Source organism: bacterium (genome assembly GCA_016708315.1).
GTDB lineage: Bacteria > Zixibacteria > MSB-5A5 > CAIYYT01 > CAIYYT01 > JADJGC01.
The window spans coordinates 260,773-274,375 of the sequence record JADJGC010000023.1; the positions used below are offsets into that span (position 1 = coordinate 260,773).

13 protein-coding genes are annotated in these 13,603 nt (G+C 50.2%); 4 read left to right on the top strand and 9 right to left on the bottom strand.

Annotation, left to right across the window (positions count from 1 at the left end):
- Positions 1–8 precede the first annotated feature (8 nt).
- From IPH59_13425 to IPH59_13455, 7 genes are all read right to left on the bottom strand, one after another.
- Positions 9–311: a GHKL domain-containing protein gene (locus IPH59_13425; GenBank protein ID MBK7092699.1), complete on the bottom strand. Its 303-nt coding sequence runs from the start codon at positions 309–311 to the stop codon at positions 9–11.
- Positions 308–1,747: a GAF domain-containing protein gene (locus tag IPH59_13430; GenBank protein ID MBK7092700.1), complete on the bottom strand. Its 1,440-nt coding sequence runs from the start codon at positions 1,745–1,747 to the stop codon at positions 308–310. Before IPH59_13430 ends, IPH59_13425 begins: the two co-directional genes overlap by 4 nt.
- Before the next feature lie 217 nt (positions 1,748–1,964).
- Positions 1,965–3,671 carry a BamA/TamA family outer membrane protein gene (locus tag IPH59_13435; protein MBK7092701.1) on the bottom strand — a complete coding sequence of 569 codons (1,707 nt, stop codon included), beginning with the start codon at positions 3,669–3,671 and terminating at the stop codon, positions 1,965–1,967.
- Positions 3,672–3,678: 7 nt separating this feature from the next.
- A complete protein-coding gene (locus tag IPH59_13440) occupies positions 3,679–4,209 on the bottom strand; it encodes an NUDIX hydrolase (protein MBK7092702.1) in 531 nt (176 codons plus the stop codon).
- A gap of 1 nt (position 4,210) precedes the next feature.
- A complete protein-coding gene (locus IPH59_13445) occupies positions 4,211–6,430 on the bottom strand; it encodes a SpoIIE family protein phosphatase (GenBank protein MBK7092703.1) in 2,220 nt (739 codons plus the stop codon).
- A gap of 20 nt (positions 6,431–6,450) precedes the next feature.
- Positions 6,451–6,879 carry an ATP-binding protein gene (locus tag IPH59_13450; GenBank protein MBK7092704.1) on the bottom strand — a complete coding sequence of 143 codons (429 nt, stop codon included), beginning with the start codon at positions 6,877–6,879 and terminating at the stop codon, positions 6,451–6,453.
- Between the two features lie 18 nt (positions 6,880–6,897).
- Entirely contained in the window at positions 6,898–7,236 is a 339-nt protein-coding gene (locus tag IPH59_13455; protein MBK7092705.1) for an STAS domain-containing protein, read from the bottom strand.
- Between the two features lie 395 nt (positions 7,237–7,631).
- Here IPH59_13455 and IPH59_13460 point away from each other — a divergent pair, with 395 nt between their 5' ends.
- Positions 7,632–8,132: a hypothetical protein gene (locus tag IPH59_13460; GenBank protein MBK7092706.1), complete on the top strand. Its 501-nt coding sequence runs from the start codon at positions 7,632–7,634 to the stop codon at positions 8,130–8,132.
- Positions 8,133–8,267: 135 nt separating this feature from the next.
- Positions 8,268–9,044, top strand: coding sequence for a hypothetical protein (locus IPH59_13465; GenBank protein MBK7092707.1), 777 nt, complete (start codon positions 8,268–8,270; stop codon positions 9,042–9,044).
- Here IPH59_13465 and IPH59_13470 read toward each other — a convergent pair.
- Complete coding sequence (locus tag IPH59_13470) at positions 9,041–9,955, bottom strand: metallophosphoesterase (protein MBK7092708.1); 915 nt, start codon at positions 9,953–9,955, stop codon at positions 9,041–9,043. The genes IPH59_13465 and IPH59_13470 overlap by 4 nt on opposite strands.
- 24 nt (positions 9,956–9,979) lie before the next feature.
- Positions 9,980–10,774 (bottom strand): class I SAM-dependent methyltransferase, encoded by a 795-nt coding sequence (locus IPH59_13475; protein MBK7092709.1) that lies wholly within the window; start codon positions 10,772–10,774, stop codon positions 9,980–9,982.
- Positions 10,775–11,145: 371 nt separating this feature from the next.
- Here IPH59_13475 and IPH59_13480 point away from each other — a divergent pair, with 371 nt between their 5' ends.
- On the top strand, positions 11,146–11,829 hold the full coding sequence (locus tag IPH59_13480) for a PEP-CTERM sorting domain-containing protein (GenBank protein MBK7092710.1): 684 nt from the start codon (positions 11,146–11,148) through the stop codon (positions 11,827–11,829).
- 382 nt (positions 11,830–12,211) lie between these two features.
- Positions 12,212–13,498: a Glu/Leu/Phe/Val dehydrogenase gene (locus IPH59_13485; GenBank protein ID MBK7092711.1), complete on the top strand. Its 1,287-nt coding sequence runs from the start codon at positions 12,212–12,214 to the stop codon at positions 13,496–13,498.
- Positions 13,499–13,603: the final 105 nt, after the last annotated feature.

Genomic DNA, 13,603 nt, shown 5'->3' on the forward strand with positions numbered 1-13,603 from the left:
TCGGTATACTATCGCTTTATTGGCAGTACGACCTTAAATTCAGTGTACTCTCCCGATTTGCTTTGGACTGAAATCTCGCCGCCATGATTCTCGATGATCCGTTTGCAATTCGACAAACCTAACCCATGCCCGTGCGGCTTGGTCGAGAAATGCGGTTCAAAGATCTTCTCAAGGTGTTCTTTCGGAATTCCTGAACCGGAATCCCGGACCGTCGCCAAGACCTTATCGCCTTCCTTGCGAGTCGACAGCAAGATCTCGCTCTTGCCGCTCGTTCCTTCCAATGCATCGGCCGCATTGTACAGCAGATTCAAAAGACCTGTTGAATTTGGCCGACATCAATCTCAATGTCCGGAATCTCCGGACTCATGCGCACAACAAAACCAACCTTCTTGAAGCGCTGCTGCGACTTGATCGTAAACAGCAAATCGTCAATCAGATGATTGACATTATAGCTCACCAGTTCCTGGTCCAGCTTCGAGAGGTCCATCAAATTGTCGGTGAAACGTTTGATCTTGCTGATATTGTCAAGAATCGCCTGTACCGACTTATCGAGCTTATCGTATTCATTCTTATTCACGCGAATCTGAAGCAACTCGGCGTTATTCGAGATAATCGCCAGGAAATTGTTCAGCTCGTGACCTATCGAAGCTGCCATTTCACCCTTGGCAATCAGCTTCTCCGATATCGTCACGTAGTTCTCAAGTATCGTCTTCTCGGTAATGTCTTCAAGCACGACAATCAATCCGCGGCCATGCTGGTCGGCATCTTCCAGCGGCGATATCTTGGATGATACCACCTTCTCTTCATCGCCGAATGTGAGATAGCAGCGCGGGAGATTCTCAGAGACACCAGTCGCCAGTACATTTTTCAGGCTCTGCTCCCACCGCTCGACATTATTGTTGTCAAAGAGCGAAGCAAAAGTTACCCCCACCTGGCCGGTCTTCTTGAATATCCGTTCCGCCGATGCGTTCATAGTAATGACGCTGAACTCACCATTAACAACTACCAACCCCACCGGTGTATTGGTGACGATGTTCTCGTTGAACCTCTTCAAACGCAAAATGCGTTCGTACAGGCGCGAGTTGTTAATTGCGATTGCCGCCTGTGTGGCAAACAGCTCAAAAAGATAAAGATCGCTTTCAAAAAACAAACGTCCCTCACTCGAACTATCGAGATAGATGACGCCGATGACTTTTTCTTGAATCTTCAATGGCACGCAGACAATGGACCGCAAATTCAGACTGCGAATCGATTCCTGCTTCGAAAAACGCTCGTCGTTCTGTGCATCCGAGGTATACTCCGGGACTCCGGAAGCCGCGACTCGATTAGCTACAGTGCCGGAGTACTTGAAGTCCTCCTGCATCAGTTCTTCTTTGCAGAGATTATAGACGGTACGGAATTGCAGTTTGTTGTTCTCGTCCAACAGCATCAAGAATCCGCGTTCTGCCTTCAACAACTCGATAGCGCGCTTCATCACATTTTGGAGAATTTGGTCGGTCACCAGCGAACTGTTGACGAACGCCGCGATCTCCAGCAAGGTCTTGTAGTTGTTGATCTCCGTCGAATTCGAGGTCGCCGGCTCAAGATGAGGTCGCGCAGCGTGAATCGCCGCTATAGAACTGGCGCCGCTCTCCAACAAGTCTTCGAAGCTCGAAAGCGAGTCGTCAGTATCGACTTCCCCGCTAACGGGAATGATAAACTTGTCGGTCCGTTCCAGTCCTTTGGAGTCTTTTGAATTAAACGGCATAGTCTATACCTCAATGACGCAAAATATTATCTGTCCAAGTCGTCAAGTAAGGTATCGGATGATTCTGTAATTAGTTAAGTACCCTTTCGCAGGATTGGGTACCAAAGAAGGAAGGCACGCTTTAATAGTAGACAGAAACTACGCAGAGATCGCGCCGACTGCTTGGTGCAAATTGGAACACCTTGCTGGTTCCGTATTCGCGACCAAATGTTGACCTCTAGAAGGAGCGGCCAATCAAGACACTTGGCTGAAGATCGTTGTCTTCGCCGTTAAATGGCCTGGTCAGTTCGATTCGGAATATCTCGCCAATAACTACCGCTACACCTACATCACCGCGCCAACGAGACTTCGATAGTGAACTTTCTTTGGTTCCGACTCCGCCAACATCGACTAACGCCGCAAAATCAAGAATCGTCCGGTTGGGGTTGATGACATACTCAACATTCAACATCCCCATTTCCGTTCCATAGTACTCTTTGATCTTGTGCCCGCGCAAGGTCCGAATTCCGCCCAGATAGTACAGCCGATGTATCGGCGCGTCGCCGGTAATCTCGCCATAAATCGCGCGAACATTCACATTCAGGAACTCGTTTATTCTCTGATAGCGGCGTGCCTCAAAAGTATAGCGGTCATAAACAAAATCTGACGCAATCGCATCTGACGAGTGTTCAAATTGGAACGAAAGCCACCATCCTTGCGGCGCGCTTCGTGCCGGATCCACTACGCTTTGATACTTATAATACAGCTTCAGCGCTGCTTCGTGATTCGTGAATGCCATTAAGCTCAGCTCGCGCTCAGCTTCTGGAATCGATGAAAAATTTGACCTGAAATCCTTGCTTCCTCCGACTAATGACCAGAGCCGGGGATGAGCGCATAACGAGTCGAGTACCTCGATGAAATAGTCTGCACGTATGGTGTGCCGCACATTGATCTGCTGTTCGACAAACAACTCTGCGCCTTCGCCCTGGTAGTAATCTCGAAAATCTTCGCGTCGTAGCAGAGCATATACTGTATTCTCTCCCTCGGAGCAGATCCACTCGTCCGAGGTCTTGGTCTGACGATATACAGATCCGCCATAAGAGAGTTGGTGGTAGTCAAAAACGCGATGATCGAAGCCGAGTTTGTACTTCCAGATGTTTGAGGATGCACCATAACCAACCTTTGCAAAGAACCTTGGTACAAAGTTCTCCTCCGATTGGAATGCAACCCCGGCATTCAACGTCAGCCCGTCGACGCGGTTGTATACAAGTCCTTTCGACCAGGCAAGTGGTTGGTAGCCGTAATTCCTTTGACGTCTCTTGAAAATGTCTGATCTCTTCCATGAATCCGTCGACTGGAATGCGCCATAAACTCGTGCATTGCGGTCGCGCTTTATCTGTCCGCCAATAGCCAGCACATCGCGATGACAGGTTGCTGAAGGTCCAAGTTTGACATCGCCGAATAATGCCACGACGTATCCGTTAATCTCGGCGTTGGACTCCAATTCGCCGCCAACTACGACTGCACTTCCTCTGATAAATTCCCCGACTGGTAACTTGAGTTGTGTGAAAGATCCATACCTGTTTGCGTCTGCTCGTCCCCTTCTTGCATTCGCAGCAGCATCTCCAAGTGCGATATCATAGAACCCCTCGCGCTGGATCACGCCATTTACCGCGAGTTTTGACATATCTACGACTCGGTCACCGACAAAAAGCGAATCGCCTGTGATCAACCGCCTCGACCCAATTGAAACCGACCGGTCACTGGTCCGAACTTCGGAAAACGAGAATGACACTTCAGTCTTCGCGGACCCGGTGTCTATCGAGATAATGCAAACTTTCTTGTCAAAGGAAATGACCACTTCAGGCTGCGACTGCCCGCGTGTCGTTGCATTCATTGCAACTGCAATCACCAATACTGCTATAAAAATCCGTAAATTGAACATTCCCATCCTACTTTAGCATTCCCGGAAAACGCTCCTGCAAATCCCGCAGCGCCTGCTTATGAGCCTCAAAAGCAATGTTGTTTGGAATCTCGGCCAGACTGCAAAATCGCAGTTCCGCAGCGTCATCCCCTGCTACAGCCTCTCCCCCAATAACATCACAGAAGTAAAGAATCAAGATTGCATTCGTGCGCGGATCATCCGAGCCGCAATAAACTTCAAATATCGACTTGGCCCGAATCTCCAGACCCGTTTCTTCTTTCAGTTCTCTTTCAGCACAATGGCTCGGAGATTCATCCCACTCCATGTATCCCGCCGGAATGCACCAGTCACCTTTGAAGGGGTTCGCGGCGCGCTCCACTAAGAGAATCTTACCATCGCGCACGACAATTGCCCCCGCAGCCGGTACCGGATTGTGGTAGTCAATAAACCCGCAAGCCGAACACAACTTGCGCATCCGGTGATCGCACATTTCCAAAACCAGTTCCGTCCGGCACTTGGGACAATAGGTAAAGCTCGAAATCGGATCCTTGATCTGCATTCTAAGAAACCTTCAATAGTACCAGCGTCATATCGTCCTGCAACGCCATTGGTGCGGCAAATTCACGCACATCATCTACTATCCTCTGTTGAATCTCCGGCGCTGTTAAATGATGATGTTCCTTAATCAACTGTACTGCTCTTCCTTCTCCATACTGCTCGTCATTGTTGTTTATACACTCGTTCAATCCGTCAGTATAGAGGAAAAGTACATCATTGGTTTGAAGTTGTACCTCGCCTTCGTCATAAGCAACATCTCGAAACGCGCCCAACAACAGCCCGCCTCTGTCCAATTCGGTGTCACCCTCGTGTGAAATCAAAATCGGGTAGTTGTGACCGGCATTGGCATAACGCAGGACCTTCGTTTGCGGATCATAATCGGCAACGAACAATGTCGCAAACTTATCGGTGATCTCTTCTTTCTGCAGCAGCTCATTGACATTGACCAATATCTGCCCCAGCGGCAAATCGTGGCGAATTTCCGTACGGATTGCCGCATGAATCTGGCTAATCAACAGCGCCGCTGGTACGCCCTTGCCCGAAGCATCCGCTATCACCATCGCAATCGTTCCCCGGCGCGTCTTGATAAAGTCGAAATAGTCCCCTCCCACTTCCAGTGACGGATCCGAGAACGCCGAGAAGTGGAAATCTTCACCCGATGGGAATACTTTGGGCAGAAGATCGATCTGAATCGTTCGCGCAATGTTCATTTCTTCTTCGAGACGCTGTTTTTCGATCGATTCGCGATACAGCCGCGATGTGTTAATCGCCAGCGAAAGCTGATCGGCGATGATCGAAATCGTAGTTACGTCCTCATAGTTGAGGCGATATCCCGAGACCTTATCCGAAACTGCAAGACATCCCAGTATTTCTTCACCCGAAATCATCGGCGCCACAAATCGCGCTTTGCGAGCCGCTAATTGCTGTAGGAAATTTGACTGCGGAAATGCGCCCGACAATTCATCAATATTGTTCACTCCACTGCGCCGCGCCAATTCCAGCATCAAGGGCTGTTCGATATCCATAGCTTCCCATGGCTCATCAATTCCGGATATTGCCACACTTGTCACGCCGTTTTGGCTGCTCGAACGCGCAAAGATGTACACCTTTTCGAGCAGCAACTGCCGTGACAAGACCTCGTGTGCCAGAGAGTACACCTCGTCAAGCTTGAATACCGAGGCTACCTTGCGGCTGAAGGTCTGCGAAATGTTGCGATAATCCGACTTGTCGCGGATGAAGAATTTCCTGATTAATTCATCGACCTGGCTCATTACTGAAGGGAACAGAATCAGCGCAATGATAATGAAGACAATGTCCAGACCCGGCACATCGAATCCGAAGAGATACTTCACGATGTCCTCGAATTGCCTGATTATCAACACATAGGCGCCGACTACCATTGCCGATGACACCGTGTATACCAGCGATTGCCGTACGATCAGGCGCACATCCATGAATCGATAGCGTACGATCGCAAACACAATTGATCCGCAACCAACCACCAGCGCCAATATCGTGATGAAGTTCTGCCACTCTGTCGTTAGCGTCAGAATGCCGATCGCCGGCAGAATAAACGCAATGACATACATCGCCAGTGCCGCGATAATACCCCAAATCACGATTTGCACCTGCTTGCGCAATTGCGCGGCCATCACCCGCTTGGTCGCGTAATAGAGAATCACCGCCGCAATGATGACATATACGAAGTTCACCACCGAAAACAGCTTGATGTGACTATCAAGCAGTATCGAAAAGCCCGTGGCGATCAGTGTGAAAACAGTCTCCAGCGGCTCGAAGATTGCCTTGCCGAAAGCACCCATTTTCTTGGGGTCAACAAGGCGCACCAACTCATCGGGATCACTCAATATGGTCGTTAGCGCAAGATGGAATAAGTGGGGTACGAATATCAGGTACTTCAGCCGCGCAAAGCGGTTGTAGAATCGCAATGTCGAAGGGAAAACTAACGAGAAGAATACTAACTGCGGGAAGAACAACTCCCAGACGTAGACTAGATTATAAATCGGCCCGCGGCTGATAATCGTGTCGCCGATAAATATCCCGAATCCGTAGAACATCGGACCGAACGCAGCAAAGCCGAACATCAACGCCGTCACGCGATTGATGCGCTTGCGCGGGTCTTCCCGGAATATCAATACGGATATTATGAACAACAGGGTCGCACACGCGAGGTAGACGACCGCTATGATCAATTCGAGATTCACATCCCCTCCCGAAACCGGGATTAGGTGATCTTCTTAACGAGTGTCACCGTCGTGCCGCCGCCGTTCGCGGGTGTGATTTCGAGGCGGTCCATCAGGCTGCGGACAATGAAAATGCCGCGCCCGACCTCGCGCAAAAGGTTCTTGTCGTCGAGAGGATTCTCTATCGTCTCTGGATTGAAGTAGTTCCCTTGGTCGGTTATGACAATCGTCACCTCTCCACCGGAGAAACTCATTGCCAATGTAACCGTCTTCTCGGGGTCTTCCTTGTTGCCGTGAATTATGCCGTTATTGGCAATCTCCGTAGCGCAAATCGCGATATCGGCAATAATCGAGTCGTCGACCTGCCGCGACCGCAATCGCGATTCGACAAATTCATCGATCTCCCCGATTAAATTCGGGTCGGACGGCACGACGATCGTGTCGCCCTTAATCTCTGGCTTCCTCAGCATGATCGAAAAACGCTGGCGCTACTTGGCGGCGTTGACTGCTTCCTCAGTCGAATCGTAGGAATCGAATACGGTGACCAGCTTAGTGATCGTCAACAATGACTTGATCTTGTCGGTGACATTGGCAAGCTTCAGATCGCCGCCGGCTTCCTTTACCGTCTTCAGGCAGGAAATCATGATTCCCAAACCAGTCGAATTCATCCAATCAACTTCGGCGAGATCAATAACGACCTTCTTCTTGTTGGCATTGACATAGTCGCGGATCGATTCCTTGAGAGCGGTGGCGTCAGGTCCGCCCATGATCTTACCCTTCGGCTCAAGTACAACGACACCATCCTGTTCGCGGCTGTTCAGCTTCATATTTTCCTTTCAATTGTATAAATCGGGAATCGGTCGGCTTGTACCCGACCGGGCGCACTTTACTGCCTGTAAGATTAAGATATTTGAGGGTTTGTGTCAATCAAATTGGGGGAATGCCCCCAAACGAGATCACCCAAACAGCCAAGAACTGCTTGTGGGCTTTTGATACTTGTCTATATTAATGATCGAAAACCCTGAAGGAACTGTCGATGGACAAGCAAAGGCAAATACTCCGAATATTGATTGCGAAATCACTATTCTGCCTCGCCGTAGCCCTCCTCGGATGGTTAGTCTGCTCTCGCCTAGTTCACGTTTCGGGTACTGCTTCGTTTTTGCTCGCATTGATTCCTCTTGTGCTCTTTGACGTCAAGCTCTTCTTGAGCTACTCGGAGGTTGTGAGACGGCGACTTCTCAAACTTCAGAATCTTGAAGATGACCCCAAAGTAGAGAAGTACACTGTCAACTTGAAAACGCACTTTATCATACTTTTCGCCAGTTTTGCTGTTATCCAAGTGATATTGTTTCTGGTAGTACCGCGAATCGAAAGTGTCGAGTCGCGCCAGGTCACAGCAGGGTTGCTCATAATGTCTGTATCGCTCTATCTACCTGTACTCCAGTTGATCAGCTATAAACGTCTTTCCCATGCCGTTGGAGTTGTTGTACCGACTCCTTTGAATTTTCTATCCATGCTTTGGCCGACATGGGCGTTATCAATGGTCGGTTCAGTTTTCGCTTTTGGCGGGATCTACGCCGTATTGGTTGGCAAATCCCCGCTCTATCTTGTTTCCGGGATAGGCGTTGCGACGGCGCTTTTCGCGTTGGCTAACAAGACATTTCAACAGATCGCGACAAAGGTCCAACCGGTAGGTCCGCACCCCTTCGGTTCGAGCTCTTGATTGACTTCACTTCAATCTGTTCGGCTGGACTCGGATTGAAAAGACCCACCTCCGCCCCCATTTGCTATTTCCCCCCGAACTGATTATCCTTACCGCCGACAATAGAATTGTACTTGTACACTGGAGATTCATTCCTTGAAAACCGCCAATTGGACTTTCGACTCATCAAGCGAATTCGACTTTATGCTCTTCTACCAGAGCCTCGTCGACTATTGGCTCTCCCCTTCAGTAAACCGCTCTGTCGCAACCACAGCGATTCGCAACATCGCCCTTCAGAGTCGCGCCGGCAAGAAACTGCTCGAAAAGTGCCTCCCTGTCCTATCGCGCGAAGTTCACGCCAGCACTGACGCCGAGCGCTCAGGTGGCCGCCGATCACTCGCGTTGCTCTACAACGAAATCGAACAAGCGGTCAAAGGTCGCACCATCTCCAAAGTCTATGTCTCACTACCGGAACGTGGCAGTTTCCGCTCGACAACCAAGTCACCGCTCAAAGAAGTCGGCGCGCCCAGCGACCACGACCGTCGCCATGTTTTCGCCGATTTCTTCTCCAAGAACTTCATCCAGGACCTGCTCAACAGCCTTCGCGATGGCGACCAGCAGTGTGACTACCTATGCGAAGTCGGCTGTGATCCCGACAATTTCGGCGGAAGCATTCAGCAAGCGGCGCGTAAGTGGCAGTTGAATATGTTCAATCACCTTGATAATCTGTTCATGGGACCCGCGCAGGAAAACCGCTCTCTCGGCTCTCGCGGCGTCGCTATCGATCCCGCGCCCTGGCAAATTGGTTTGCGCGATATCATCCGTCGCGACTTGACCGACATCCTCGGCACTCGTCAAAAGATCAGACCCCTTGTAGCTCTTGATATCGAACAGCGCGCCATTCAAGCCTTGACGAAAGCGCCTATCCGTTAAATCTCGATAATTGCCAACTTTGCCGAAGCATCCGCAACCGCCCTGCCATTTCCCAAGTAACCGACTGGCCGCGAGAGATAACGTACACCATCAATCGTGGCATCCTTCGCAACATGAGAGTGACCATACAGAACATGGGATACTTTCGTATTCTCGCGAATCACGCCCTCGATCTTCGCACTGCCGTGGTATGCATTGAAGTAATCATGCGGGATTGTATCGCGATACTCTAGCAATCCTCGATTCGGCACGAAGTGCGTGACGACCACGACTTGCCGCACCTCATCCTCTGCCAGCTTATCAAGCTGGCGTGACAATGCTTGAGCCATCTCCTTTGCGATTTCATCATCCGACAGACACAGATCACTGCGCGAAAATCCACTTATCTTCGCCGATAGATCCTTGAGCCACCACACATACTGCATATCGTTCCAGAGAAAGTTCTTCCCGTTGCTGGGGTGCTGCCACCGCCCTGCCTGATACTGTGCAAGTGTCGCCGTTTCGTCAAACTTGGGATTGCGGAATGAGTAGTCAAACCAGCCCATACACCCTGCAAAACCGATTCCATCAATGACCACCGGCTCCTTATGCAGGAATTCGAAACCGCTATCGCTTGCTGCTTGCGGCAGTATCTGCCGATACTTGGCGCCTGAATCCTTGCCGTTGAGAATATCCGTCTTTGACTCAATCCAGATATCGTGATTCCCGGCGACTACCAGTTTCCGGCATTTCAATTCCGCGAAGCATCCCAGCGCCCACCCGAAATCCGCCGGTGAGGCCGCGATATCCCCGCCTATGATCAACACATCAGGCTTTGCCTTATCAGCAGCTTCCGCCAGCCGCGAAACCAGTTCTCGATTCTCGGCGGAATAGTCCACATGCAGATCGGAAGTGTAGCCTATCTTGACCATCTACCTGAAAATAAGAGCCTTGTTCTAAAGCTTCTGTCCGTGAAGTATGTAGCTAAGCGGCAGCATCTTTCCGGTTTTCTCGATATGCTCCCACATGGATGAAATATCATGCGGATACTCCTGCAACGACTTAATCTGTATGCCGCTCTCAATGAGTCTGGTTATGATCGTTCCCATCGTGTGGAAAAACCAGTACGATACTTCCCCGCGATAGCTTTTCCCACCCCAATAGTCAAACCCGGCATCATCCGCCATCGGTTCATCATTGAAGTACCGGTTCACGATCTTCAGCGGCTCAATACGATTCTCCGCATCGAATATCTCGGCAACCGGATGTTGTTCGTATATCAAAATCTCACCGCCCGGCACTAAGAGCCACGAAGCCACCCTGAAGAACCCCGCAAGATCAGGCATCCACCCGAATACTCCAATCGAGATGTAGATGAAGTCGAATGCGCCGTTGTATTTCTCAGGTATTGCGTAGATATCGCACTGCACAAACTCGCACTTCACCCCCGAAGTTTCGCTTAATCTAACCGCCTCTGCAATAGCAACATCCGAGATATCAAAGCCGGTCGCGGTTTCAGCTCCGAGATTCTTCAGCGACAAGGTCTCCCGTCCATCGTTACAGCCAAGTTGTGCTACTCGCTTCCCCTTCAATCCGATTTTTCGGATTCGCTCCGTAATCAACCGATCAAGAGAAACATAGCCCGGCGTCTTGAATGCCTTGAAAAACTTCTCCTGTTTTGCTTCCTGATGCATAGGTGTGACTTCATTCCAGGCGCGTCGATTCGATTCTGTATATCTGCTGTAATCCACTTTCCATACCTCCGTCACTTATTGAGAAAGCTCCCTTAATACGGAAACCCGCTACTAGACACAAGAAGAGAATCCTGTTCGGCAGTGGTTCGACGATGTGATGAATCTGGTCTTGAAATCCAGACATTCAGGACTTTACTAGTCGAGTTTGTCGCGTGTCTGGACAGGAAGTAGCTTGGCTTAAATCGCTATCTATAAACAACTTCGAAGAAAGGAACACTGCTAACTGTCGGATTTCCGTACAATGACGCAATTGGCTCGAATCACCTAACCACATATGAATCAACCGATTACCACATTTCGGCATGTTTGTTGCTTTTAGAGTGCTTGGTTAATAGTAATTTGCATATGACGAGGAGGTCATAGTTTAAATGAGAAAGTTTCTGATTGTAGCAGCTGTTCTGGTTGCGATTGCAGGCCAGGCTATAGCTGCTCCAAACCTGTTTGTTAATGGTTCGCCCGTTGCCGAAACTCCGGTTGCTGGCGCAAACCAGGATCTGATGCTCACCGCGTACGACGAGGTTGAGTTCACTCTTCTATTCGAGTCAACTTCGTACTCAAATCGCAACACGCTGTACTTGCATCATTGGGGCAACGACAATGTTTATCGCACGATCTTCGACGATAACGAAGGCGTTGGCACTACCCGTAGCTTTGACCTTGATGGCAATTATGGTTTCTCGCTTCTGAGCGACCAAAACGACAATGGCCGCTATCGCTCCAACGAAGGCGACAGATGGTTGTTCTCCGATCGTTCAGACACTTCGCCGAACAGCATGCCGGATGACAATTATCAGTTCTTCCGTGGTTACAACACTCCGTTCGGCAATGCCAACTACTTCTTCGAAGATGGCAACTTGGCGTTCTCAGGTGACTACGATTTCCTTCTCTTCATTGACGATGCCCGCGGTGGCTACGGAAACTACGACCATAACGATATGGTAGTAGGTGGCCGTTTCGCCAGCAGCAGCGATGAAGTCCCGGAACCGGCGACTATCGTACTTCTCGGCATGGGCCTTCTCGGTGCCGGAGTTGCTCGTAGATTCCGTAAGTAATTGATTCCGATATCTTTGAACTTCCGAAAGGCAGCCAACCGGCTGCCTTTCTTTTTGTGCGCTCTCCTAAATATCACTAATTTTATCCCAGATATAGCCGAAACAGGATATAGTGAAATATTTCACAAAATTTGCCGTGCATTGCTCGCAAATCCTTGACAATCGACTCTCATTTGTCTAATTTGCGGCGATATTAGGGGAGAGGTACTCCCCTTTAAGTTACAGGAGTGACACAGAGAGCCCGCATGTACATTTACCAAGGAATCGATGCCGCGGCTCTTTTTTGTGAAGGGGGTTTCCCCCTACTGCATATCCGTTGCAGCGAACCTCCAATGATCAAGATACCGATTTTCCGTTATGATTACGGGAAGGGAGAACTTTCATGAAGAGCGATTCGTTTAACCCCTTTGCGATGGCTCAGCAGCAGTTTGATGAAGCTGCCGAGTTGCTGAATCTCGACAGCGGCACACGCGAATTACTGCGTTGGCCTCTGCGCGAACATCAGTTCAGCATTCCCGTCCGCATGGACGATGGCAAAACCAAAATCTTCCGCGGCTTCCGCGTTCAGCACAATGATGCTCGTGGACCGAGCAAAGGCGGTATTCGTTTCCATCCGCAAGAAACCGTTGACACCGTTCGTGCTCTGGCAATGTGGATGACTTGGAAATGCTCTGTTGTCAATATTCCTCTCGGCGGCGGCAAGGGCGGCGTTATTTGCGATCCGCACAATCTCAGCCAATGGGAACAACAGCAAATCTGTCGCGGTTGGGTACGCCAACTCTGGCACAACATCGGCCCATTGGCTGATGTGCCGGCACCGGATGTTATGACCAACGGTCAGCACATGCTGTGGATGCTCGATGAATACGAAGCTATCGTCGGCGAAAAGAGCCCGGGTCTCATCACCGGCAAGCCGGTCGGTATGGGTGGCTCACTCGGTCGTACAGAAGCTACCGGTTACGGCGTGATGTACACAGTACGTGAAGCCCTCAAGCAGATGAATATCAAACCGGAAAACACCACCGCAGCTTTTCAGGGATTCGGCAACGTCTCCCAGTATGCCCTTCAATTCTATCAAATGATGGGCGGCAAGGCTGTTTGCGTTTCGTGCTGGGATCAGAAGGACCAAGTCTCCTACACCTATCGCAAACTGTCAGGCATCAGCTTCGACGAACTCATGAGCATCGTTGATCGCTTCGGCGGAATTGATAAAGGCAAAGCCAAGGATCTCGGCTACGAAATCCTTCCAGGCGACGCGTGGATCGAACAGGATGTCGATATCCTCGTTCCGGCGGCAATTGAAAACCAGGTTACTGCCGACACCGTGAAGAAAATCTCGAAGAAGGTTCGCATTGTTGCCGAAGGCGCCAATGGACCGACCACTCCGGAAGCCGATAAGTTCCTCGAAGAACGCGGCGTTTTCATGATCCCCGACTTCCTGGCGAACGCCGGCGGTGTGACTTGCAGCTACTTCGAACAAGTCCAGTGCAATATGAACTACTATTGGGAGAAGGACGAAGTGCTCAGCAAGCTTGACACCAAGATGACTGCGGCATTTCACGATGTCAGCGATCTGGCGACAAAGAAGAAACTGTACATGCGCAAAGCAGCTTACGTGATTGCTGTCAGCCGCGTGGCACAGGCCTGTCGCGACCGCGGTTGGGTATAGTAGTATAATCCGTACCTTTCAAGGGTTCTGTGCAGGGTCTAGTACCATTGCGCAGAACCCTTTTCAATTTATCGCGCTTTTGCGAGACCGGGATTAGTACCTCAG